Origin of the sequence: Bacteroides sp. GD17 (assembly GCF_038448625.1) — a bacterium.
In the GTDB taxonomy this organism is placed as follows: domain Bacteria; phylum Bacteroidota; class Bacteroidia; order Bacteroidales; family Bacteroidaceae; genus Bacteroides.
This window is the reverse complement of the sequence record NZ_JBCEZS010000001.1, coordinates 78225-103553: the sequence shown is the minus strand read 5'-3', so window position 1 is coordinate 103553 and position 25329 is coordinate 78225. Positions and strand designations below refer to the sequence as shown.

At 44.0% G+C, this 25329-nt stretch carries 16 protein-coding genes and 1 pseudogene; 3 read left to right on the top strand and 14 right to left on the bottom strand.

Annotated elements, in window-relative coordinates; translation table 11 throughout:
- Positions 1–73 precede the first annotated feature (73 nt).
- The 4 genes from AAE250_RS00345 to AAE250_RS00330 form a co-directional block, all read right to left on the bottom strand.
- Entirely contained in the window at positions 74–487 is a 414-nt protein-coding gene (locus AAE250_RS00345) for a hypothetical protein (RefSeq protein ID WP_342288615.1), read from the bottom strand.
- A gap of 384 nt (positions 488–871) precedes the next feature.
- Positions 872–1300 (bottom strand): DUF3836 domain-containing protein, encoded by a 429-nt coding sequence (locus AAE250_RS00340; RefSeq protein ID WP_294599554.1) that lies wholly within the window; start codon positions 1298–1300, stop codon positions 872–874.
- A 244-nt stretch (positions 1301–1544) separates the two neighbouring features.
- On the bottom strand, positions 1545–2084 hold the full coding sequence (locus tag AAE250_RS00335; protein ID WP_294599557.1) for a flavodoxin: 540 nt from the start codon (positions 2082–2084) through the stop codon (positions 1545–1547).
- Between the two features lie 148 nt (positions 2085–2232).
- The gene (locus AAE250_RS00330; RefSeq protein ID WP_294599560.1) at positions 2233–2658 is read right to left on the bottom strand and encodes a DUF3836 domain-containing protein; all 426 of its coding nucleotides are present in this window, start codon (positions 2656–2658) and stop codon (positions 2233–2235) included.
- Between the two features lie 288 nt (positions 2659–2946).
- On the opposite strand from AAE250_RS00330, the pseudogene AAE250_RS00325 reads away from it, so the two are divergent.
- A pseudogene (locus AAE250_RS00325) lies at positions 2947–4092 on the top strand (ATP-binding protein); the annotation flags it as partial.
- Between the two features lie 157 nt (positions 4093–4249).
- On the opposite strand, the gene AAE250_RS00320 reads toward AAE250_RS00325, so the two are convergent.
- On the bottom strand, positions 4250–5113 hold the full coding sequence (locus AAE250_RS00320) for a hypothetical protein (protein WP_294599561.1): 864 nt from the start codon (positions 5111–5113) through the stop codon (positions 4250–4252).
- 14 nt (positions 5114–5127) lie between these two features.
- Positions 5128–5826, bottom strand: coding sequence for a response regulator transcription factor (locus AAE250_RS00315; protein ID WP_294599564.1), 699 nt, complete (start codon positions 5824–5826; stop codon positions 5128–5130).
- 231 nt (positions 5827–6057) lie between these two features.
- On the opposite strand from AAE250_RS00315, the gene AAE250_RS00310 reads away from it, so the two are divergent.
- Together AAE250_RS00310 and AAE250_RS00305 are read left to right on the top strand one after the other, a co-directional pair.
- Entirely contained in the window at positions 6058–6540 is a 483-nt protein-coding gene (locus tag AAE250_RS00310; RefSeq protein ID WP_294599567.1) for a DUF3836 domain-containing protein, read from the top strand.
- A gap of 116 nt (positions 6541–6656) precedes the next feature.
- Entirely contained in the window at positions 6657–7199 is a 543-nt protein-coding gene (locus AAE250_RS00305; RefSeq protein ID WP_294599570.1) for a metalloprotease family protein, read from the top strand.
- Positions 7200–7202: 3 nt separating this feature from the next.
- Here the strand turns inward: AAE250_RS00305 and AAE250_RS00300 are convergent, their stop codons facing one another.
- The 8 genes from AAE250_RS00300 to AAE250_RS00265 all read right to left on the bottom strand — a co-directional run bounded on the left by AAE250_RS00300 (position 7203) and on the right by AAE250_RS00265 (position 25319).
- The gene (locus AAE250_RS00300) at positions 7203–9452 is read right to left on the bottom strand and encodes a sensor histidine kinase (protein WP_294599573.1); all 2250 of its coding nucleotides are present in this window, start codon (positions 9450–9452) and stop codon (positions 7203–7205) included.
- Positions 9453–9592: 140 nt separating this feature from the next.
- Entirely contained in the window at positions 9593–11674 is a 2082-nt protein-coding gene (locus tag AAE250_RS00295) for a glycoside hydrolase family 172 protein (protein ID WP_294599576.1), read from the bottom strand.
- Positions 11675–11703: 29 nt separating this feature from the next.
- Positions 11704–15315 (bottom strand): glycoside hydrolase family 38 N-terminal domain-containing protein, encoded by a 3612-nt coding sequence (locus AAE250_RS00290; protein ID WP_294599578.1) that lies wholly within the window; start codon positions 15313–15315, stop codon positions 11704–11706.
- Positions 15316–15373: 58 nt separating this feature from the next.
- Positions 15374–16504 (bottom strand): DUF4185 domain-containing protein, encoded by a 1131-nt coding sequence (locus AAE250_RS00285; protein ID WP_294599581.1) that lies wholly within the window; start codon positions 16502–16504, stop codon positions 15374–15376.
- A gap of 26 nt (positions 16505–16530) precedes the next feature.
- Positions 16531–18474: a glycoside hydrolase family 172 protein gene (locus AAE250_RS00280; protein WP_446715711.1), complete on the bottom strand. Its 1944-nt coding sequence runs from the start codon at positions 18472–18474 to the stop codon at positions 16531–16533.
- A gap of 132 nt (positions 18475–18606) precedes the next feature.
- A complete protein-coding gene (locus AAE250_RS00275; RefSeq protein ID WP_294599587.1) occupies positions 18607–20271 on the bottom strand; it encodes a DUF4886 domain-containing protein in 1665 nt (554 codons plus the stop codon).
- A 16-nt stretch (positions 20272–20287) separates the two neighbouring features.
- On the bottom strand, positions 20288–22213 hold the full coding sequence (locus AAE250_RS00270) for a RagB/SusD family nutrient uptake outer membrane protein (RefSeq protein WP_294599590.1): 1926 nt from the start codon (positions 22211–22213) through the stop codon (positions 20288–20290).
- 13 nt (positions 22214–22226) lie between these two features.
- Positions 22227–25319 (bottom strand): SusC/RagA family TonB-linked outer membrane protein, encoded by a 3093-nt coding sequence (locus AAE250_RS00265; RefSeq protein ID WP_294599593.1) that lies wholly within the window; start codon positions 25317–25319, stop codon positions 22227–22229.
- Between the last annotated feature and the right edge of the window lie 10 nt (positions 25320–25329).

Below are 25329 nucleotides of genomic sequence, written 5' to 3'. Positions count from 1 at the left end.
GTCCGCACAGAAGCGGACAAAAGAATAAAATGATAATTTAAGGGCAAGCATCCCTAAATTATCATTTATCTGCTCATTCCCCGAATGAACCATCTTTTCCTTCTAACTTCTCCAACAAGTACTTCACGTTTTGTATATGTGAAGCAAGGACATGAGAGAGCGCCTTCGCCTGATCAATGTCCTTAGTAATATCCAGCAGAAACCTTGTCTGATAGGCCACATGCTCAGCAGCAAGTCTGCGCTCTTTGTTAGAAACTGTCTGCTGCATCATATACAGACCAAAACCTTCGACAAGCGGTTTTATTCCCATAGACTGGTAGGTACTGAAAAGACTTGTAAAGCGTTGAAACAGACCGAGTGTTTTACGCAGGTTTTCCAATCGCTCCACATCAGTCCGCTGCACGAAGTAGGTGGTAGGATTTACAAATCGGTTGAGTATCAGATAGAAATTCATCATCTCCTCTTCGGAGGTAAAGACAGCGTGCATAAACTGAGTTGCGTCCCCCGGACGAACTTGCTCATTGTTCGAAATAGCTTCCATAAACATTAAATTTGAAAGGTGAATGAATAAGGTTCAATGGGAAGAACGGAAAGGTAGATTTATGGAAATAAAAGAAGCGGTTTCGCCTGTCCCATTGCATTCCACCAACACATCGGCAGTAGGTGCATTAACACTCTACATGGGGGTACGAAACCGCCCATATAGAATGCACGCAAGCAGGCATAAAAATGCCTGCCACGTCAAAAAGGCAGGTTTCCCTACCGATGCGAAATATGGAATGCAATGCAAATGTACGATATAAATTAGAAAAACCGATTATTTGAGTTGTGATTTCTCAAATAATCGGCTTTAGTATTATCCTTTATTACCTTATTTAGTACTTGCCAGCATCAAAGAAGTTGCACTGTCATCATTCATTGCGTAAACCCTCTTTTCTACTTTGCTGTCGTAAGCATTGCTGCGGGAGTTCCAACGGGCATAGCTCAATTCAACTTCAGTATCGGTATACTCAACATCCAGTTTGAAATAAGGAACCCAGGTTGCTTTCGTGCTGTCCCACTTAGAGGCTTCTTTGCTTACTACACGGTTTTCATTATCGTAAGTATAAGTGTAGCGGAGGTGACGGAATAAGTGTCCGTCCTCATTACGGAAGATGGTCTTGGCGGTCATTAACTCACCGGTCATCTCATCGTTGGTTACATACTGGGTAGGATTGACTGCACTTGCAGAGAAGTTCATTACACTTGCCATTACTACTACTACCATTACCACTGCTTTTGAAAATACTGTTGCTTTCATAATCGTTATTTTTTTATTGTTATTACTCTTGGTTTAAGGAGGTTTTCTTTTCGTAACCGCCTTCGCTTATATATAGTCAATTCGCGTGCCAAAACAATAAAACACTGATAATCAGCAATTATTCAAAATCAAGCAATGTTCGCTTTCGGACAACTGTCCGCACAGAAGCGGACAAAGAGAAGCGAGCCTCCATACCTGACTATACAGGAAAGAGGCTCGCAACCTATATACTTTTCACTCTATTTTAATCCGATAGGGTCTGTCTTGCCCACTTCTTGCTTGCATCCGCACCGTCATTGCATAGTCTGCCCGGCTTCAATGTGACGCCATTGCCATAATGCTCGCGAAGCATTTTCTCGCTATTTGCAATAGAACTGCTGCCCGATGTGGCAAACGGTATAACAATCTTCCCCTTGAAGTTATAACTTTCCAGGAACGTATTGACGATTCGCGGATATGTATTCCACCAAATAGGAAAACCGATGAAGATGACATCATATTTCTCTACTGCTGCTTTTTTATCTGCCAAAGGAGGACGAGAGGCTTCATCACCCATCTCTACACTGCTGCGGCTTTGTTTGTTCCGCCAGTCAAGGTCGGCATTGGTATAGGCCTTCTCCGGTGCAATGCGGTATAGGTCACCTTTAACTTCTGTAGCAATTGCCTTGGCAACCGATTCGGTATTTCCCGTACACGAGAAATAGGCTACTAACACTTTCTTCTCTTGCGCACCCAGAGAAAGGAGTGGAAGCGCACACATCAAAATCATAATCAAACGTTTCATAATTGCTAATTTTTTATTGTTTCTTGAAAGTAACAAAGAGTACTGAAAGAATAAAGCATTCATACTCAATAGGCAAAGTTATAAAAAAAGCCGGTTATTTGAGATACATAAAACTCAAATAACCGGCTTTTTCTATTTCTTTATCGCTCTATTTCGTACTTGCCAACATCATCGCTGCATTGTCATCATTCACTGCGTAAACGCTCTTTTCTACTTTGCTGTCGTAAGCATTGCTGCGGGAGTTCCAACGGGCATAGCTCAGTTCAACTTCAGTATCGGTATACTCAACATCCAGTTTGAAATAAGGAACCCAGGTTGCTTTCGTGCTGTCCCACTTAGAGGCTTCTTTGCTTACTACACGATTTTCATTATCGTAAGTATAAGTGTAGCGGAGGTGGCGGAATAAGTGTCCGTCCTCATTACGGAAGATGGTCTTGGCGGTCATTAACTCACCGGTCATCTCATCGTTGGTTACATACTGAGTAGGATTGACTGCACTTGCAGAGAAGTTCATTACACTTGCCATTACTACTACTACCATTACCACTGCTTTTGAAAATACTGTTGCTTTCATAATCGTTATTTTTTTATTGTTATTACTTCTTGACTTTAAGGAGGCTTTCTTTTCGTAACCGCCTTCGCTTATATATAGTCAATTCGCGTGCCAAAACAATAAATCACTGATAATCAGCAACTATTTAAAATCAAGCGATGTTCAATTTCGGACAACTGTCCGCACAGAAGCGGACAAACAAGATATAATAAGTAATACTCCATGCCTCGATTTCTCCTTTATTTCATTCTACCAAAGGCAAAAAATCAGTATCTTCGCCTTGTCATTCATTAAAAGCCATACAAGAAGATGAAATACCCCATTGGAATACAGAGTTTCGACCACATTCGTGAAGACGGGTTTGTCTATGTGGATAAGACGGACTTGGTTTACAGCCTCGTAAAGAATGGAAAGATCTATTTCCTGAGCCGTCCCCGTCGTTTCGGTAAAAGCTTGCTGATAAGCACTCTCGCCTGCTACTTCCAGGGACGAAAAGAACTTTTCGACGGACTGGCCATTGCCGAACTCGAAAAGGAGTGGAAGCAGTACCCCATCTTCCGTATCGACTTCAACGGAGGCAACTACACCGAATCAGGGGAGCTGGCGGCAACCATTGAAGGCTATATTGCCAGATGGGAAGTAGAATACGGGAAAGATGCTTTGGAAACCACTACGGGCGAGCGTTTCAAAGGAGTACTTCGTAGGGCTTACGAGCAGACCGGGCAACGTGCCGTAGTGCTGATTGATGAATATGACAAACCTATTTTGGATGTTCTTGACACCGGAGCCTATAAGTTCGACAGTAATGGAGAGAAACTACTGCTGGAAGATCACCACCGGGAAATCCTGAAATCTTTTTATTCCACCTTCAAGGGTGCCGACGAATACCTGAAATTCGTACTGCTGACAGGAGTGACGAAGTTCTCGCAAGTAAGCGTATTCAGCGGATTCAACCAGCCGAATGACATCAGCATGGACGAACGGTACGAGTCCTTATGCGGCATCACACAAGAAGAACTGGAAAACTACTTCGCACAACCGATTGCAGAACTGGCAAAAGTGGAGCAATACACCGTAGAAGAAATGAAAGCACGCCTGAAGCAGCAGTACGACGGCTATCACTTCGGGAATGCCATGAAAGACATATACAATCCATTCAGTCTTCTCAACGCATTCAGCAAGATGGATATTCGGGATTACTGGTTCTCTACAGGTACACCTACTTATCTGGTACGTTTGTTGCAACACAGTCACGAACAAATGAACGAGTTAGTGGGAAAATACTACGAACCTGCCATGTTTGTGGACTATAAAGCCGATGTAGAGAAACCTTTGCCGATGATTTACCAAAGTGGCTACCTCACTATCAAGGAGTACAATCGAAGAATGGGAACTTACCTGCTCGATTTCCCTAACAATGAAGTTCGCGAAGGATTCCTTTCCATATTGGCAGCCAAGAAGTGACAAAATAGAAAAGCCGGTTATTTGACGTATATAGCCAAAACAATGATTTCTGAAATCATTGCAGTAATGACTTCTGAAATCATTGCTGCAATGTTTTCTGAACTTATTGGTGCAATGAAACAGAGCTTACTTTAAGAAGATTGCATTCTCATTTTAATGGCGGCATCTGGAAACGAGGTGGTCCAATCGTCGGGCCACCGCCTCCTCTATGGTCAAAGACAGCATCACGAAGGATTTCATACAACAGTCCGCCTACATCAAGTCCCAGCTTGAACTTATCGAAGTTATAATAAGGAATCACAATAGGAACCGTCTCCCACCGCCCCCGCATGGAGTCGTAGTAGCGCTGCACACCTACCTCTACCCCAAAACGTTCCGACATATCCAGCGACATGGTAACTCCATAGCGATGAGTATCCATCCCATACGTATTCCCAATGGCATACGAGCCGAAAACCTTGAAAGCGACACGCTCGGAAGGACGATACAGTAATGCTCCCGATGTACTGAATGCCTGTCCGGTAGCATGAATCATATTTATCTTCATGGCATCCACGCCAAGCTGGAACGACAGTTGCTGGTTAAGCACATGCTGGTACATCAACGAAGCATCGTTGAAGCGCCCGATGCCCGGTACGCTTGTCTGCCCGCCAGAACCGTATATCACTCCGCGAGGGAACTGTTTCAGTACGCCACTCGTACTATAATCGCCCCGGAAGAGCAAGGAAGGATTCGTCTGATAAGGCAGATAGAGCGACTCTTTCAGCGAGAAGTCGGGTAAGGAATAGGAAGGCATCGACGGTAACGAAGGAGAAGGGAGAAGTTTCTCGGGAGAGAGCTCAAACGGATTGAACAAAGGTTCGTTGAATTCCGGCTTTATCCGTACACTGTCACGGGCAAAGCGCGTACTGTCTTCCTGCGCAGAAAGCAACTGCGAAGCCAAAGCCAACAGCAAGAACAACCCTAAACGGACTCCGAAATAAGCGATATTCACTTCTCGTTTCATACGCATCCCTCCTCATATCTTTAAGTTTCTATCAGCATCAACCCTACGCCTTTCACCGTCTTGATAGTGACCGAATCATCTTCAGCAAGCAGTTTCCGCAGTTTCGTCACAAACACATCAAGGCTGCGGGAAGCAAAATAATCATCCTCAGTATTCCAAAACTTGTCCAGAATAGCCTCCCGACGGATCACATCGCCACGTTTCTCGCAAAGCATCTGCAACAAGCCTGCCTCGCGCACAGTCAGCGTCTTGTTCACCCCCGAAGAATGCTTCAAGGTGGCATGCGTGGCATCCAGCATGTACGCCTTACCAATCTTGTAGCACTGGCTTTCATCTTTCGATTTCTCGCCTTTGGAGAGCTTCAACAAAGCATGTACATGCGCATCCAGCTCTTCGGGAATAAACGGCTTCTTGATATAGTTATTGGCACCAATCTCATAGCCTTTCACCACATCCTTAGGAGACACCAGGGCCGAAGAGAACAAGATAGGTGTCTCGCCATCCGTCTCACGAATGCGCTTCACCATCTCGTAGCCATTCATAACGGGCATTTCGATATCGGACACTATCACGTCGGGATGATGTTCCTTCCACTGCTGCAAGCCTTCTTCGCCATTGGCAGCGGTAACCACTTCATAACCGCCTATCATATCTTCCAGGCCACCTTGGATAATGTATCTTAGGCTGGCATCGTCTTCTACCAACAATAACTTTATCATAATATTCCGTATTTACTACTACATGCTACAAAAATAGCAAATTCTTTGTGAATCATTGCTATAGCGATTAAGGAAAAATATTCTGAACAAATCATCGAGGCGCTTATTAACCTAACATTAACGTAGCGCTAACATAAAAGATTTTTGCCCCACCCTATCTTTGCAATGTCAAAAGGGAACAAAACCCCGTAAAACAAGAAACAAAATGTATAACTTAAAAAATAAACAATTATGAAGACTTTAGTAATTTCAGTAATCATTGCAATGACATCAGTAGTAAACGCAGTAGCCGGTAACCGTGCAAACCAATTTGCCTACAACACCGAAACGAATGAAGGACGCGTACAGACGCAGACCGTATTCAAAGTAGAGAACAACAAGTTCTTGCACAACCACCTGAAGTACAATTACATCTACGACAACTCGGGTCGCATCTCTCAGAAAGAAGTGCTGAAATGGAACGAGAACACACAACGCTTTGAAAAGCATCACAGTCTGAACTTCTTCTATGGCAACGAAGTAACCGTAGAATACGCCGCATGGAACGAGAAAGACAGTGCTTACTCCAGCATCAAAGAAAAAGCCGTTTATCAGATTAATGAGGGCACAATGCGCTATCTGGGCTATGATTGGAACGAAAAAGAAAACAACTGGAACTTGACAATGGAGCATGATGCCATCTATTGGAGCGATGCGCTGCTGGCAAACAAATAACAACAGTATTTAAACATAGAGACACGGAGGTTTTTCTTACTTGAATAACAAATACCACAATTATCAAAAACCTCTGTGTCTTCATGACTCTGTATTCTAACATACCCAACAAGACAATGAAAGCAGATATTTCAATCACCAAAAGCAAGAAAGGAACGGAAATCATCCTTTCGAGCAAGAAAATCAATAAGTACGGCATTATTGCCGCCATACTGTTTATAAGCCTCATGCTGATTCTATTCCAATGGTTACATGGAACGGAGACAAGCCATATACCGTTAGTCACCCTTTTCTTAACTGTCTTTGCAGGCGCTATGGCGAGTTTATTGCTGCACAAGTTGTTCTTCGGAATCTTTTCCCCCAATGGTTTCCGTTCTATTTCTTATATCAAACATCGGGGCCACATTCGTACTTGCCATTGCAACGAACCGATACGGATGTGGCAATACCGCACGGCATGTTTCCTGCCGTTCCTTTTACTGGGAGGTCTCCCGCTTTTGTATGGCATGATAAGTGGAAACTACGGATTTGCAAAGTTCGGTACCCTTTTGTGTGCCATCAGTTTCGACGATATTTATATCCTTTGGAAATTGCGTTCGTTCAGCAAAGACTCGTTCATCAGTGACCGTTCAGAAGAGCTGAACTTCCATGTATGGTAAAGATCAGATTGTTTTGACAGGAAAATAGAGTGTAAATTCGCTGAAGCTTCCCTCTTCGCTTTCCACCTCTACCCTACCCTCGTGTGCCAGCATCACTTGCTGCACATAGTTCAGTCCCAAACCAAATCCCGTAGCGCCCCCCTTACCACTGCGGGCAGCAGCTGCCGAACGCTCAAAACGGTTGAAGACAAGCGCCTGGTCCTTCAGTGGAATGCCCAAGCCATTATCACATACCTTTATCTTACAGAAGCCTTTCTCCGACTCGCAGATAATATCGATCTTCACTTCTTCTCGGGAATATTTGATGGCATTATCAAGCAGGTTTCCCAGCACCTCCCTCAAGCAGAAGGCATCGGCATATACCGCCTCGCAGCGATGGAAGATGGTATTGAATTCTACCTTCTTGCCGGCTTTCAGAGATATCTTGGCAATCAAATCGTCCAGCAACGGACGCAAAGGAACCTCTTCTTTATGCAACTGCAATTCCCCTTCGTCGAGCTGAGTCAGCACCAATACCCGATTGGAAAGCGTCAACAGATGTTCGCACTCTTCCTCCATCGTCAATTTGTATTTCTCTTCTTTATCGGGCTTGTCGGACAGTTTACCGCTACTCAAGATATGTGCTCCCATCAAGATAGAACTGAGCGGAGACTTCATATCGTGTATCATGGCGTACGTAAAGTCTTTCTGAAACTGCTCCAGTCGGCGTTGCATCCGCAGTACTTTCATCTGTCCAAAGATGCAATCGAGCATCACCAGGAACATTAGCAAGAGGGGCAGGAAAAGATACCACACGGAATGTATCACATAGCGATAAGGGTTTTCCACGATTCCTTGCACACAAAGTGTGCTGTCTTTCCTCAAAGGAATAAATTGCGAAGAGATATCCGAACGGCCTGCAGAAGAATAACCGGCTTGCAACACCGTACTGTCCGAAGGATAGCGATACTGCCGAATGCCACTGCGAGCCTTCAGTCCCTTCTCCGCCAGTCGTGAAGAGAAAGCCGAATCGAGGTATTGCATGGATAAAGGAATGCTCAATCCGCTCTCATTGATGTCACTTTGCATAATCAAAGCGGAACGGAGACGGTAATTCTGGTCGATGGAATTATAGATGTGTACCACGTACATCTTACCAACAAGATACTTCGACTGCTCCCCTTTCAGGAATTCTTTCTGCTCCTTAGCAAAGGGAGATTCTACAACAGCAAAGGGAGACTCCACAATCTTAATAGAATCATTATCAGTCTCTTCCTTCTGAACCTGCAAGTAGTATAGCGAAAGGCGATGCTGAAGCACTTCGTCGTAGAACGACGCTTCAAAGCAATCGTTCACCTGATAGGCCGTTTCGCGCAAAGCAGCCCGATAAAGATAGACAAACCACACCACCAGCAAAAGACAGCAAGCCACCGAACCGATTACGGAAAACACCTTAAAGGAATGCTGCTTGCGTGCCTGCCTCTTCCGTTCATTCTCCTTGGCTCCGGCCAGTGTATGTTCCGTCATATCCAGCAGTTTCTTCCCCGACGCTTCGATATCTTCCCATTTATTCTCCGGTATCTGCTTATGTACCTCGCTTATCGGAAGCCTCATCTTCTCTGCCAATACATAGAACACGGAGCGTTGCTTCTCAATATCGCCTTGCTGACGAAGGATGGAATCCATCTGCTTTGCCCAACTATAAACCAGGAAGGCTATCAGAATGAGGGTAGGCATAAATAAAAACAGTATATCCTTGACAATCGGCATAAAAGGGGAAAATATAGCAGCTTCAATCTTTTCCTCTTTCTTCTCATTCAACCAAGCTGTATCAGAAAGAACCGATTTGAAACGTACATAGGCAGAACGCTTGCTTCGGTCTGATGCAGGCCGTATATTGACTGTTCTGTCTATGTTCTTCCACTTGAGCTTTTTCTCTACCAGCCTTGCCATTTCGTCCAACGGAATGGTTACATGGTACACATCTTCTAAGAAAGAAGCCGCTTGTTGATATTCCAAAAAGATTCTGTCTTCGTAGGATTGCACACTGTCTTTAGGGATATAAGAATAGAAAGGAACAGTATAGTCAGGGAAAGGCAGCTTGTTTATCTCATTATCTACCGTCTCAATAAAAGCCAGCCGGAAACATTCGTTCAGTGCACGCTCCGCCTCTCTTTTGGTATTGTCATAAGCGTAGGCCATGCCTTTAATCTGTACAATAATTACCAGCAGCAATCCTACAATAGAAAGGATATAGAGTGAGCGTAGTTTCATTTTGTTGTTATTTTGGGGACAAAGATAACACTTTATCACGGAAAAAGAAGTAATAAAAAAGATAACCCCGGACTTTTAGTTTGTCCGAGGTTATCAATACAAGTACGGTCTCTGTGATATGGTTTCTCCTACCAGTAAATCTATCTATGAAACGTCAATTTATCAATTCCAAAGAAACCCTCATCCATTCCCGGAGCCAATGCTATCGATTCTATCAGCAATTCGTTCTTCCCTTTTTTCAAATTGACCTGACCAAGATTAACTGAAACTACAGATACTTGGTCTTTGGTCAGATTTATTTCAGGAGTAATCACTTTGTCGTTCATGCGAAGTATAAACGTACCATAATCAGGTGCTACTGTAAACTGCACTTTCGCATAATAAGCCCCTTCCACCTCACTGTCGAAAGACAATAAAAGACTATCCCCCGGCTTAAACTTACTCCAATAGAGTTGCATTCCTTCGCTCCATATATAATAGAAGTTTGTCTGCAATTCGATAGAACCCGCATAACCGGAGTTAGGCAACATGGCCTCCCCTTCGACTATAAGACTCATTCCTGAACCCAAAATATCTGCAGGCTGGTTAGCAACTCGTTCGCGTACATCACTCACAAACGGTTCCGGCTGTTTTTCACCCCCGGGAAGCATGTACCAAAATGTAATCGGAGCATAATTAAGATATATGTTTGACCAATCAAAAAGTTCCATGTCAAATTGGAGACTTTTGGTAAAAGGGATTGCATCAAGGCTGCGTACACGTGTGTTCTGTGCCAAACCGATATGGGCATAGCAACCATCACCTATAGGCTGGGCAACAAAAGGATGATTTGTCCAAGTCTCATAACGCCCCCACGCATAGCCATAATAATCTTCTGTACCCGTTCCGAAATGGGATGGGAAGGTTTCTCCATCGACATAAACCTTTTCATCTCCTTCTCCCCACCAACCTAAATTGGGGTTATAGACAGTAACCGCATCTCCCACGTACACGCCTCTACCTTTAAGCTTGGCAAACGTCAGATCTTGGGCATTTTCATCACCTTGGGCAAAAATACGCGCATATTGCTGCCACGTAGTACCAAAATGCATAGAACGCTCATCCCACTGCCATTTCCCATGAACTGCCACTGCTTTGGATATCTCAACCGACTGCTCTCCATAATTGGTCAATGTGATGGTACAGTTCTGCCCGAAAGGCATAACCCAGCTTGCACTCATTACATCATTCAAAACAGCTTGCGTGTACCATGTTCCAGTTGCAACAGGACGATAACCGACACCAAAAAAATCACCAATCGGAGCCCAAACGGTCTGTTCACCATCAAAGGTAATAGACAGAACAGTGGAACGAAGTGCCTGCTGGCGATCAGCCGCATCAAGCCTCATCGAAACACGATTAATGGCCCGGGAACCATTGATTGTAAAGTTCCGACTTTCTCCCGGAGACAGCGAAACAGCCAGATCAAGCGAACCATCACCTCTTGCAAGTGGAGAATCGGCTTTAGGCGCTCCTTCTGACAACTTCTTATTGGTAGCGGCTATCAGCCGGACATTCTTCTTCAATTCACCGGCAGAAAAAGAAACTACTTTGACGGGAGACGTATAGGTTCTATAGTTTATGCCATAATACACAATCGTCTTACTTTCAATCCGACCGTCGGGGGTAATCTTCAAATCCGGTGATTCAATAGTTACTTTACATCGCTTGGCGTAAGGTATGGGTAAGTACAGATTATGCCCTCTTTCTTCCAACGGAGCTTCATCGGGTACTGAAGCGGAAAGAGGTGCCCCGCAAAGTATCTGTCCACTCAATATATCGCGTACATTACCTTCGACTGCCGGTTTGACATCACCGTCTATGTAAATGCGCAAAGTCCCTTGTCCGCGGTTTATACCGGAGAAAGTCATCCAGAAACGGACAATGGCACCGGGACCCTCGGCATCCATCATCACATACTCTGTTCTCCCTTCATTTTCTTCCTGACGGATAAACTGCCCCTGATCAAAATTCCCGAACCAGGCACGCTTATCTGTCATGTTATTCGAACTACGGTCGTAACTGCTGAACTGCTTGCACGTATAGGCATATTCAGGCCAGCGGGCCAACACGGAACGGTCTGTCATCTCCTGCAACAATGTTTTAAGAGAGATGATCGGCTCGGCCATAGCCAAACTACTCAAGAGAAATACAAACTGAATTACAAGAAACAATTTCTTCATAATAACCAATCGTTTTATCTGAATGACAATTAGTAAAGCTCCATCTCATTAATACGCAGCACCTTTCCTCCTGCATTCTGCATAGGACGGGTTATCATCAGGCGCACGTAGCGTACTTGCGCCGGAGTATCAATCGTGCGTGACACAACATTCAGCCGGTTTCCATCTATGTTATCGAGTGTTTTCCACTCTTCTCCCAGACTGTTTTTGCCTTGCAGGAAGCAGGCGGAAGTAATGAATCCCTTGTCTTCACGACCTGCATTCACCAATTTCCAACCGCTTACAGCCTTTGTCTCCCCCAAATCAAAGTCCACATAGCTCAATGCACTTCCCACTTCGCACCATTTGGTATCGACATCCCCATCAATCATACGTTCGGGTGTCTCACGGTCATTGAAACAACCGGAATAACCAATGATCCTTGCACCCTTCAACAGATTCTCTTTCTCTGCTTCCACATTACCCAACTCCATCTCATTCTGTTGAATAGCCGCATTGAACAGAGCAGTAGCAACCTGAACAGGCTTCTGAGTCTCCTCTACCAACGTAGCGGCAAAAAGGACAATCTTTTCATTCTTTGGAAGAATAAGACTGGTAGCGCCTTCGGGAATATCCAATCCGAACTTAAACATATAAGTAAACTCATAAGCCTCGTCGTCTGTAGGAGAATGACGATGGGTTCCGACGTAAGCCACTTCGACATCCTTCAGATAGCCTTTAGTATGTCCGGTATGTCCCCATTGTCCGACAAATCCGGTGTAGGAAGGTATAATAACCTCACTCTTATTCCGCCCGCATTGGAAAGTAGCAGCATAGTCCCCATCGGTGGCAGCTGCCAGGAAATACAGACGATTGTATTTCTTTCCTGCCGGTAGCACAATCGTATCTCCTTTGCACGTCACCCCGTTGGCTGCGTCCTTTTCTCCAAGCCGGAAAGGAATCTGATTCACAGTCAAGGACTCGGGCAACAATTCTGCCGCAAACGAATAACCCGACTCAAAATCTGCCTCTCCACGGAACTCGTTGAATGATGAGCATTTATAGTTGTAAGGCAACGGCAAAGCAGCATATTGCAATTGATAAGTATCTTCTCCCGAAGGCTTCAAACGCACTTTGAACGTCTTTATGGAATAAGGCTTTATGCTTACAGATAAGCCGTTTCCGCTGAATTTGGCTGAACCGATAGTCTTTTCCGTACCATCCGCTTCACAAGCACTCACAATTTCACCGGCAAAGGAAAGAGTTGCATTCTGCATCTTCTCACCGCCCATCTCATAAATACGTACCACATACTCATCCGAATTCTCCGCTTTCTTCAGCGCCTTGATAACAACGTTACGGTTATCGGAAGAGACAAAAGAGAATTCTTTGCCCAGCGTACCTTTATGCTTGTCTGTGCAGAAAGCTTTCAACTTCTGGTTCAGGATTTCCGCCTTTTCGATAGTAGTTGCTTTATCCAACCCGCCTGCATGACCGACAAGACTGTATGTAAAGCAGTGATGTCCGAAATCCTGGCGGTTCTGATAAGCATAATCCTTGTTTGTTTCAGGGGTATGTAGCAGCGTCAGACGAAGGGTGTTATCGTTTGGTTTGTCCCAACCGTATTTGCTGTCGTTCATGATAGATACACCATAATTTCCGCTGCGGTCGGTCAAGTCGGCCCAGTATTGTGCATAGACTTCATAGGCTGTTTCTGTATTGTTACCCCGCTTCACGCTTCCAAGTCCCAAGTCGTAAGTGCCTTCTGAATTTGCTATATTCAAGGGAAATTCAGCCTTCAACAGCGCATTGGTCGACTGCCAATCCACCTCGTTGTAGAAATCGATACGGTCGGCACGGCTGCCTTCGTACAAACGGATATATTGTTTGAAGAGCGACTCTCCATGACGCTTCTCAATGCAGAGTGACTTGCGCAAGCTGCCATCCTCCACCAGTGTCATCTTCACGTCGTCCGCAATAGAAACCGGTTCACAGTCTATCGTCTCTTTCAATATCTCCCAAGCAGGCCATACATACGACTTATTCTGCGTGAAGAGTGCCAAACGGATGGATTTGCCCGATTTCACCAGTTCCCTGTTGTTCTTCTTATCGAACAACGAAACGATGTCTCCCTTCTTGTCCAGCGTTATCTTATAAACAGAATTCTCCAACGTGTTGACATCTACAGATACTGGAGCATCAGCGGACGAACCGGATGTACGGACATCATAGACTGCATAGCCGGTAGCAGGCACAACAGCCTCCATCAGAAGCTTGGCTTTACCATCGGCATAATACAGCAGTTGGGCAGCCACTTTCCGACCATTCATATCATATACGGTAACTCCCTTCGGCTCCTTGGGTAGAGTCAGTTCCACCTCTGCCATATCGCTAACCTGGAATCCAAGCGCGTTGTAGAGTATCACCGGAATCCCTTTTACTTTGGTATCCAGCTTTCTTGCCACTGCGTCTATGGATGAAGTCAGAATACCGGAGAACTGCTTGAGCGTAATCAATTCGTCGTTCCACGAAAATTCATAAGCCCGCGGTATACTTGTTCCCGTAAGGTCATCATGAAACTGATGGAAAATAAAACGCTGCCAGTTTTCGGTAAGTGCAGCTCCGGGGTAGGCAGCCTGGTTCAACCATTCGGCAACAACAGACGAGCGCTCCGCTGCATCTCCCAGAAGTTCATTCTGGCGATTGTACAGCTTCATGGCAGCCTGTGAGGTATAACATCCCGTTCCGTGAACATCCATCAGCAGTTCACCGTTGAACCGGGGCAATTCCGGATGATTCTCATACGGCTGGAAGTCCTTATATATCCGGTCGCTTGTAGCACTGACAATCTGCAACGGACCGTTACCTTTCAGGCCTTTTTCTACGGCACGCACTGATTCCAGTGTAGGTGAGCCGCCTATATCTCCCGTACCGTAATAGCGGTAAACCATATTAAGCGGAGAATGGGTAGTCAGTTCCAGCAAATTCTTATTCTCCGACAAGTCTTTGTCTTCCCAACGCTGGTTGTAATCATACCCATGAGCCATCATGATGGTAGAACCATCTATACCCTGCCACAGCCCGATGGTAAAAGGATACTTGTCATTGCCATAGAACGGTTTGTTGCGCCACTGTAACTTCTGAGAGGAGAAGCCGATAAGTCCGCAATGAGAAGCAATGGCGGGAAGCGTCCAGCCGAAGCCGAAACAGTCCGGCAAGAAGATATCGGTGCTTTCCACACCGAATTCTTTCCGGTAAAAGTCCTGTCCAAGCATGATGTTGCGGATGGCAGACTCGATGGAGGGAACCAACGTATCTGTGGCATCCCAGCTGGACCCGCTGATATGCCAACGCCCGCTTTTTATGAATTTCTTCAATTCTTCGTATTGCGCCGGATAATATTCCTTCATCCAGGCATACTTCACTCCTCCTTCAAAATTGAAGATGTATTCCGGATATTGTTTCAGCAGAAACAGGTTCTGACTGATTGTATTCCATACATAGTCCTTTATTGTGGTCTGGATATCCCAGTTCCACTGTGTGTCCAAATGCGCATCAGCTACCATATAAGCCTTGGGCTTTTGTGATTGGGATGCATCTTGGGCATAAACACCGCCTCCTAATAGCAAGGCAGAGGCTAATACTGCAATCTGTTTTTTCATTTTTCTGTTTATTAATTGTTTCTTGTGTTTATACTTCATAAGAAGAATCATACATGCTTTATTCCAGTTTCAGGTCGGCACACATCAGGAAAGCATTGTACGGTCCCCACATAGACATAACGAACCAAAGCTGGTCATCATTGTCCTTCAACGGATGTATATAGGCACAGTACAAAGCGGGATACCTGTCTGCTTCTGCCAGCACTTTCGGCTCACTCCATTGGATAAGGTCCTTCGATGTACAGTAAAGAATGGCATGCCTTTTAGTCAAAGGAGTCTCGTCGTAATTCGGGTCATAATTATAAGTCAGAATCCAACGCTCAAACTTTTTATGCCATATCAACGACGCTTCACCTACGGGCCCCCTCAATATCGGAGTAGCGGCAGCCTCATTTCCACGTATCCACTCTTTACTTTCACCGTTCCAATATTCATAAGCCTTCATGTCCAGAAGGTCTTTCTCAAGGAAACGCGCCAAATATGCAGCATCACCACGCCCGGCTTGTGTTCCAAGCATATACACCCATCCGTCACGCTTGGCATAGGCCACTTGCGAGAAGTGACTGTCGGGCGAGAAAGTCACTTCTTCATGCCTCGCCCATGTACGGCCGTCATCATTGGAAGTATAAATTGAAGAAAAATTGGTAAGCCAACGTCCATGAGGCGCACCCCAGTCATAGATATTCATGATATGGACACAATCCGTTTTTCCGGCACGAATGGCACTCGTGGGAATGGAGGTCTGATAGACCTCTGGATTCGTTTTACCGCCTGCACACACTTCAAGTGCCTTACCATCGGCATCCAGCAACATAGAGTCTATTTTAAGACCGTCCGCAAGATCTGTATCCGATGAAAAAGCCAGTACATTGGAGCGCCAATTGGAACCATTGCCACCGTTTTTGTTGACTACAAATCCTTCTCCACTGGTATCTCCGAAGAACATGCCTACGCGGTTCCCATCCATGTGCCACATCAGCCCTAAATCTGTTCCATATACATCAAAATCAGGTCCGGTATTATTGGGGCTCAATAAAGTATCTCCTGGTAAGGGCTCACCCGTAACACGGGCTATCATACGTACATTGCCGATGCACAGCGTTTTTTCACCATCGGCATCTTTACAAGCCATATTAGCCATCAGACTACAAGCAGCAAAGCCATACAGTAATATTCGTTTGGTTCTCATTCTTATCAACTTTATATTTCAAGTATTTACTCTTCTATTCTTTCCAGAATAATCAACCCCAACTCAAACTGGTCCCCACCGTTGCTATTTCGCACATGGAAAGTGATTGAATTGGTTTGCTCCGTCAAATTAATATCTCCTACATGTACTCTGTCTTTAGACGCCTCCTTGTCCTTCTTGGTAGATATCCATCCGGAGAGTTGCTTCTGGCGCTGCCAGATCTGGAAATCGGCACCATTCGGTTTCTCGAAGTAGTTTATCAATACTTTATATTTTCCTTCGGGAATATCATTCAACATAATACGAACTACCCCTCCATGTTGGGTAGTCATACGGATTCCCCGATCATGCACCACCTGAACACCTCCACCAAGGCTCAGCTGCATCAATTGGGGGAAATAGACATGTTCCGTAGGCTGATATACGGTGCGTAATTCATCGGTAGGCTCTTCTCTGCCTTGCAATGGCTGGGCTGCATAGAAGAACGCCACGGATGTATAATCTACCGGGAAGTTGTTTCTTACTTCACCATGTTCCATTCCGTGATATATTTCCTTTTCATAGGACATCTTGTCGGCAAGGAAAAAGCGGTAGCCACCGGTTCTTGCCATCGGAAGCGAATAGTCCAGGCAACCATGGATGGGAAGACTGTTTCCTCTGTCCCAACGATCCAGCAAAGCATACCAGCCACCGTTGTAATAATCTTCGGAACCGGTGCCGTGCAGGCGCATCTTCTTATCCACGTAGGTTGTGTCATCACCTTCGAAGAACAAGGTCATCCCCGGGCGCAGTCCTTGTGCCTGATGAATGGTTCCCACATAATGTCCCTTACCCTTTTGTGCAGCAAACTTATGGAATGTTCCGAGAGGAGTCCTTTCCCTGCGCCATACGGAATAGAACTTACCTTCTTCCTTTGCATTGCGCTTATTGCCATTATAATATACCTTCACATTAACAGAAATCGGAGATTGCTGAACGCCTTCCCTCTTCTTATAAATCATCTTCATGGAAGCCGACTTGTCAAAAGGCATCGGCAAATAGCAGTAGTTGGAAGTGCCTTGCTTACCCATCAGGATGCTTCGCATAGCTCCTTTTCCATAAGCATATCCAAAGAAATCGGCAACGGGAGCATAGATGGCCTCCACCTTTTCGTTATCCCACTTGGCAGAAAGGATGACATCCTTATACAAACCTTCGAAAGATGTTCCGCCATCAATCGACATACCTACGATACGGCCCGGCTCTTCCATTTCGAAGAAAGAAGCTTCTTCTCCCGGACTGAGCGTGAATACCTTTTCTGCAGTCTGTATGCCGGCTGACTTTCCAAATGTATAGTTGGTTACAGCAGGAGACAAGTCTGCCCACATTCTATTCACCTCAGCCAACAAATCCTTATCCTGTTGCGAGAATTTACCGGTATAGGTTTCCACCTTCTTTCCCGGTAAACTGCGGTATTGTATTTGGATGAACTCCAACTTCGGTCCGTCGAAAATAATCTTGCAAGACTTCTCGTAAGTAATAGGCAGGTAGCAATAAAAACCACCGATTTCATTACCACAAACGGGCTTAGTAAACGGATAAACCTTGCCGGAAAACAAGTCCGAGAACTTTATTTTCAGGCCGGGTTCCTTTTGCCCATCGAAGTAAAAATAGAGCATATTGTCTGTCGGAGTAGGCGTCCAAATACGATTAATGACTCCGGGACCTTCCATTTCTGCAATGACCAGTTTATCTCCTTCCTTACGGAGGAAGGAATAGGTTCCGGCAAAGCCGTCATCGTTGCCTCCGGTTCTGTCGTAGCTCGAAAATTGCTCCACGTAAGAGCCGGTACGATACTCGGGCAGTTTATCTATCCTTTTCAATAACTCCAATTCATTTGTCCATCTGTACGGATTTTGGGCCATAACGTGCGACCCTATCAATAGGAAAGCAGACAAGAACACTAAAAAAAATCTGTTGTTGATGTTCATTATGTTTGATTTATAAATTTACTAATCGAAAAGCGGCAGGAGGGGATGCCCTTTCTTCGACACCCCTCCTTGCCGCTTTTTCCTCTTTAGTGAAAAGATTAATAATAAAAGCTGTTATCCATGAAACTCCAATCAATTCCCTTCAGGCATTACCACCATAACATTTATACCAAAGAATTTAGCCCACTGGGTATTGTCAGGACCCGGTTGTAGTTCGATACAGATAGTTCCATCCTCAGCAGGTTCAATACCCTTTACGGCTGCTACTCTGTCCGGGTTGAAGTCATTTACCAGATAAGCCGACCCTTCATTGGCACCTATAACACGATACTCTGTCTGTGTATTATTGTCATTTATATGACCATAAAAGGTAAATGTATATTTCTCTCCTTTGGTCAAACCAGACATCCTGAAGCTACTGACAGGAATGGCTATACCATCACTGAAGAACATATCTTCAGAGGCTGATTTCGGGAATCCTAATGTATTCTCCAAACCGCGCTCCAGAGTACCAGTAAACCCTTTCTCCACTTGTAGACAGAATGGTGTAGTGTTTCCCTTATCATCTTTCAAGTTTTCAAGTGCAGGATCACCCGGGAACCGGTAATTATTAAACGGAGCAGGAGATTCTATAGGACCAAAGTCAATGTAAACACGAGCGGGAGACTCTTTATATTCGACCAGTTCGGTCACAGTTCTACTATCAACAATAGCATTGTGTGCAGCCGCTTTCGCCAGTTTTGCATCATAGTTAATCAAGTTATCAGGACTATAAGATACTTCATTCTGTCCGAACAATGCTTCAAACCACGTACATGCCGCAGCAAATTTAGCAGTATTTGCATTCAGATGAGAGGCATCTTGCAGCATCTCTTCACCAATATAGCTTGTACGGCCATTCTGAATGGCTGTTCCGGATGGAACTACATCTGCCTGCACCGATTCTTTAGCTGCCCATACTGCTTCTACAATAGCATTATACATTTTAAGCTGATCTCTACCATAGTTGGCAAAACCATCCTCAACAGCCGATTTCGCATAAGCCCAGGGCTGATGCAACAGATACTTTACATCGGGATTGGTTGCCCAACTGTTCACAAGCTCTACCAATTGAGGCAGATTGGTTTGATAACCTTCTTGTCTACCAGCCAGGGCCAACGACTCTTCAAAAGCAATATAATCCCAGTTTTCACTTTTAATCACGCTTTTCAGGGACTGCCCACTTTGAGTATTTGAACTACCATCTACCGCAATACGGTTATACTGATACACCGCTTGATTATCTGTTATATTCTTCACATGGTCTTCCAAAGAAGCACCTTCAATATACATATTACCTATAACCAAAGAAATACCGGCATTCTTCGCAATATCATGCAAGTAATTCGAAGTAGCATCATTAGCCATTCCACTGCCAATGGTCAATACCTTAACAGCCTTTTCTCCTTCAGTAACCGTAAGATCGGCAAAATACATTAACTTTTTGTCAACTGTTTCTACTTTTATAACGGTCTTTCCTGCAGTAATTGCTGTAATAGCACTCGCATTACCATCCAAGTTCTCAGCTGTAGCTACATTAGAGTCAAGTACGCTCCATAAAAGCTTATACGAATCGCCTGCTATCTCATCTACAGTTGCAGTGACTTTAATTTTCTCTCCAACCGTCAAGTAGACTGACGATTGGTCGATACGTACAAATTTACGGTTGGACAAATCCACATCGTTATTATCCGAGCAGGATGCCAATGCAATAACTGCCAACACCAGTATACAAAAAATGAATTTTATTGATTTCATAGTCATACTCTATTATTTATTGATATCCGGGAGCTTGTTTCAATTTAGGATTTATATCAATCTGAGCCTGGGGAACAGGCCATAGATACATTCTCTTATTAAAAGTACGGCTCTTGTAATAGGTTCTTTTATAAAAAGCTTTCGGATTATTCATATCATCACTCTTTTCAGAACCATCATGGTTCATTCCATACAATTTACCGCCTAAATACTTTTCACCAAGCTTCCAACGGCGCACATCATGAAAACGAATTCCTTCACAGTTAAATTCTACACGGCGTTCCTGCTGAATGGCAGCACGCATTTCCTCCTTACTCAATCCTTCTTTCAGGGCAGGAATTCCGGCTCTTTCTCTAATCAGATTCACGTACTTGTACACATCGGCGGTAGGGGCTGATGAAGATTCGTTCAGTGCTTCGGCATAGCCCAAATAGGCATCGGCCATTCTATACAAGATTCCCGGCTGATATACATACTTTCTCTCACGCGGGAATACATCCAAGGAGATTCTTTTTCTGACATTATAGCCATTCTGCGGAGAGTCGAAAGTCATATCAGTATCTCTGCCGCCTTGCAAAAACTCCACATGGCGGTTGTCCACTCCCAACCATGCACCGTTATAAATCACAGAAACATAAAAACGAGGTTCACGGTTACAATACATATTGAAAGTACCTTCCTCTGTCACCGGACTCATATTCGTTTCTTTATTGCCCAAGTTAGAAGGTCCTCCTCCCGGCCATCTTGTGGTTCTAAATTCTGTTTCGGCAGAGAACCCTTTTTCCACATAACCTGATTCCGGATTGATGATGGGGGAACCGTCTTCATTATATCCCAGAATAGGCACTTCACCATTTTTCATATAGAACGCGTCCACCAATTCCTGAGTAACACCCATTGCTGCATTTCCACCAATACCTTTCGGCAGATGATGGTCCTGCCAGTAATAGAGGTCTACATTTTCAGGACGTCCAAAAATAATCTCCCTGTTGCCTTCAGAAAAACGTTTCAGCGACATGTTATAGTAGGACATGAAAGGATCAATAGTACCATCCGAATTATACTCATAATACAATTTATATCCGGCAGATTCAGCAGCATTGATCAAATCCAGATGAGCAGCTGCCGCTTTTGCCCATTTTTCCGGTTTTTCTTCTGCATCAAATAAATACTCTCCCTCTGCGTTCTGCCAATCCTTAAGATCAGGATTTCCATTGAATAAAGGACTTGCTGCGTAGAGTAATGTTTTTGCCCGGATGGCCAAAGCCATGACAGAAGTCGCTCTACCCCAATCGGTATTATTCGGATAGACAGCAGGCAGGTTCTGTGATACCTCCAACAATTCATTATCAATCCAAGCTACAATCTCGTTATAAGGTCTTTGAGAAGTCATTAACTCGGATTCAGGCGCATCAACCGGAAAAATTACTCCAGGCGTAAATGGAATAGGTCCGTATAATTCAATCATCAAAGAGTAGTAGTAAGCTATCAAAAAACGAACTTCATACTTCATCTGATGTACATAAGCTTCAGTGAGATCTTTTTCAGGAATAACTTTTACCTGTTCCAGAAAAATAAGTCCGGCACGTATTCTTTTATTAAGTTCTACCCAATAATATGGATTCCAAGCCGAAATGGGACTCCAATTTCCCGTAGTATAAGCATACACGTTGGCCCATCCAAACGGTGACCAGTCCTGAGGAATAGTAATGTCATCACCCATAATATTATAGCCCTGATCTTTAAAATATCCCCACATAGGACTGGGTATAGAGGAATAAACACCGGCCAACCAATCTTCAGTTCTTATTTTATCTGAGAAAACCATTTCCATGGTCAATTGATCATCAGGAGCCTTATCTAGAAAATCGTTACAACTTGTTGCCAAGACCATGGAACACAACAACAAAATAGCTGTTACTATAGATTTATATTTTTTCATATTTCGTATCTTATTAATTATTGAAATTAATACTGAATCCTATCGATACAGACTTCATTTGTGGATATCTCAATCCATCAGTAGTTTCCAGTTCAGGATCCCAAAGTTTGAAATCAGAGAATGTCAGTAGGTTGGTTCCTCTTGCAAACAAACGGCAATCACGGACTCCTATTTTGCTAGTCCACCGTTGTGGAAGCGTATAGCCCAGTTCCAGATTCTTCAATCGCATGAAACTCATATCACGTAACCACCAAGTAGAAGCCCGAGAGTTGTTTGCCACAGCTTTATCGCCCATACGCGGCCAAAATACATCTTGCCTTGGGTTTTCCGGTGTCCAGCGGTCATCAATATTCGAGAAAATATTACCTGCTCCCAATGAAGAACCCGGTAACCAGGTTTCACCTCCCAACAACTGATAAGTTTTGCCAGTGCCTTGGAAGAATACTCCAAAATCGAATGCCTTGTATCTGACTGTTGCTCCAAAGCCGTAAACGACCTCGGGAATACGTGTACCACCAATAGCTGTCTCGTCTACTGCTGTTACCTCACCATCACCATTCAAATCTTTGTATTTGATATCCCCGGGACGCAAATTACTCGCATCACTAAAATTCTGTGCAGGAATACCTTCTTTTAGTCTTCCATTCTCATCAAAATCATCTTCTGTAAAAAGTCTTTCAGCTATCAGACCAAACAACTGCCCTACCGGCTTACCAGTACCCGAACGATAAGTACCAAGAACAGCAGCCGGCTCATCTATTTCCACTATTTTATTATGTGCGTACGTATAATTAGCCATAGCAGAAACAGCCCAATCTTTATTGAATTGGTGATTGATATTCAATGACATGTCAAATCCCCTATTTTCCACTTTACCGAAATTAGCCCAAATGTTACGGTTGAATCCGGCTGAACCCGGCACATTCTTACGCTGCATGAAGATGTCTTCTCTCTTTTCCTTAAACACATCTACCACAAAATTTACGCTATTACTCCAAAGGCTCAAATCCAGACCTGCATTCATTTTGGTCACGGTTTCCCACGTCAAATTGTTTACACCAATCTCACCTTCTGAACGTCCCAAACGGTATACGTTTGCGTCTGTTCCCCAAGTATATGAACCAGTATCCACAATTGTAGAAATATAAGCAAAACGTCTGTCACCCCCAATATTGCTATTACCAGCCTTACCCCAAGTAGCTCTCAATTTCAAATTAGATATAATACCAGAAAGAGGTTTCATAAACTTTTCCGATGACACAATCCAACCTACAGCCACAGCCGGAAAGAAACCAAACCGCTTGCCACGTGCAAAGTTTTCGGAACCATTGTAACCAAAATTAAATTCGCCAATATAACGGCTATCATAAGTATAAGAAAATCTTCCAGCTATACCTTGACTACGGTAAGGAAGGGTTTCCCCTTTATCATAGTCCTTTTGATTATACAAGAACATGGCATTTATATCATGTATACCCCCGAAAACACGGTTATATGAAAGCATTCCTTCTAAATATATACTTTGGTCTCCCCATTCAGCTCCTTTACTATAACCCAGGAATTCCTGACCATTTTCTTGTACGTCTGTAACAATTTCACCGTTTTCATCACGTGATGTTGCCGGATTATAATAATAAGGGGTTTTAGAACGAGTTACCGAATTGGCTGAAAATTTATCAAAAGAGAAAGTCACTTTTGCTTTCAATCCCGGTGTAATGAACTTCAGGTCTTGTTCAAGAGAGGTCAATGACTCTATCTTATTGTGATTCATCTTCTCATACCCGCGTTGCGTGGCCCAAGCCCAAGGATTCTCTTTGAATTTTACACGAGGAATACGTCCATCTGCATAAATAGCCGGATGCACATAAGGGGGAACGCGCATCGCTTGGTAGAAAATACCAGCATTTGTTTCATTACTTCCCGGAGGGGCATTTCTAGTTTGCAAAAATACCCCTACATTAGCCCGGAATAAAGTGGTAGGAGTAAGATTAACATCTACGTTAGAACGTACTGTATAACGGCTCACTTTCAAGGAGGAGTCCCATTCCTGGTTCTTGTCACGCTCAATGATACCGTTTTCATTGTAATATCCTACTACCAACGAATAACGGAGAATATCCGTACCACCATTGACGCTGACATTTGCTTTAGTATTATCTGCATGGTCTTTCGACACAACATCCCACCAATCTACATCCGGATACAATTCAGGGTCAGTCTGATTTTTATAGTTTAGCAAAGTAGCATCACTCACAAACGGAGATCTTCCCTGCTCAGTATACATCTCGTTAATTAATTCCAAATACTTCACACTACCAATATAATCGGGTATTTTAATAGGTTGTGTAAAGGAATGTTCAAAACGTACATCGACCTGAGGCTTTCCAATCTTACCCCGCTTAGTTTCAATCATTACAACGCCATTGGCACCGCGCACTCCATAAACAGCACTTGCCGCAGCATCTTTCAACACAGAGAAAGAAGCTATTTCTTCAGGGTCAATATCGTGCAATGATCTTTCTATACCATCCACCAATACCAGAGGATTGGTGTTTCCGGTAAAACTACTGATACCACGAATCCAAAAATCTGAGTTATTGAACCAAGGGTCACCGCTTCTTTGAACTGCAATGACACCGGGAAGCATACCAGCCAAATTATTACTTAAAGAACGGCTGGAAGATGCGGCAAGTTTAGCAGGTTCAATATTGGTAATAGATCCAACAACAGAAGCCTTTTTCTGCGTACCGAATCCCACTACTACCACTTCATCAAGGGCAGCTACATCTTCTTCCATAGATACGTCGATTATACCCTTCGAACCAACTGCCAAGACTTTATCTTTAAAACCGATATAGGAAAATTTCAAAGAAGACTTGTCATTACTTAATACTATAGTATAAGTACCATTGATATCAGTAACCACGCCATTGGAAGGATTATTGACTTCCGTTACATTTACTCCGATGAGTAACTCGCCCTGTGCATCCATCACACGTCCGGTAACCTTCCTTGGCGACTGGGCAAATATATAATGCATATTTCCGATACATATTAAAAATATCAGAAAGAATTTTATTGGTTGTTTTGGAAAAATGTTTTTCATATTAAACGAT

Coding starts and splice junctions, on each gene's coding strand:
- AAE250_RS00345 (WP_342288615.1), bottom strand. CDS start 487: ATGCACGCTGTCTTTACCTCCGAAGAGGAGATGATGAATTTCTATCTG.
- AAE250_RS00340 (WP_294599554.1), bottom strand. CDS start 1,300: ATGAAAGCAACAGTATTTTCAAAAGCAGTGGTAATGGTAGTAGTAGTA.
- AAE250_RS00335 (WP_294599557.1), bottom strand. CDS start 2,084: ATGAAACGTTTGATTATGATTTTGATGTGTGCGCTTCCACTCCTTTCT.
- AAE250_RS00330 (WP_294599560.1), bottom strand. CDS start 2,658: ATGAAAGCAACAGTATTTTCAAAAGCAGTGGTAATGGTAGTAGTAGTA.
- AAE250_RS00320 (WP_294599561.1), bottom strand. CDS start 5,113: ATGCGTATGAAACGAGAAGTGAATATCGCTTATTTCGGAGTCCGTTTA.
- AAE250_RS00315 (WP_294599564.1), bottom strand. CDS start 5,826: ATGATAAAGTTATTGTTGGTAGAAGACGATGCCAGCCTAAGATACATT.
- AAE250_RS00310 (WP_294599567.1), top strand. CDS start 6,058: ATGAAGACTTTAGTAATTTCAGTAATCATTGCAATGACATCAGTAGTA.
- AAE250_RS00305 (WP_294599570.1), top strand. CDS start 6,657: ATGAAAGCAGATATTTCAATCACCAAAAGCAAGAAAGGAACGGAAATC.
- AAE250_RS00300 (WP_294599573.1), bottom strand. CDS start 9,452: ATGAAACTACGCTCACTCTATATCCTTTCTATTGTAGGATTGCTGCTG.
- AAE250_RS00295 (WP_294599576.1), bottom strand. CDS start 11,674: ATGAAGAAATTGTTTCTTGTAATTCAGTTTGTATTTCTCTTGAGTAGT.
- AAE250_RS00290 (WP_294599578.1), bottom strand. CDS start 15,315: ATGAAAAAACAGATTGCAGTATTAGCCTCTGCCTTGCTATTAGGAGGC.
- AAE250_RS00285 (WP_294599581.1), bottom strand. CDS start 16,504: ATGAGAACCAAACGAATATTACTGTATGGCTTTGCTGCTTGTAGTCTG.
- AAE250_RS00280 (WP_446715711.1), bottom strand. CDS start 18,474: ATGAACATCAACAACAGATTTTTTTTAGTGTTCTTGTCTGCTTTCCTA.
- AAE250_RS00275 (WP_294599587.1), bottom strand. CDS start 20,271: ATGAAATCAATAAAATTCATTTTTTGTATACTGGTGTTGGCAGTTATT.
- AAE250_RS00270 (WP_294599590.1), bottom strand. CDS start 22,213: ATGAAAAAATATAAATCTATAGTAACAGCTATTTTGTTGTTGTGTTCC.
- AAE250_RS00265 (WP_294599593.1), bottom strand. CDS start 25,319: ATGAAAAACATTTTTCCAAAACAACCAATAAAATTCTTTCTGATATTT.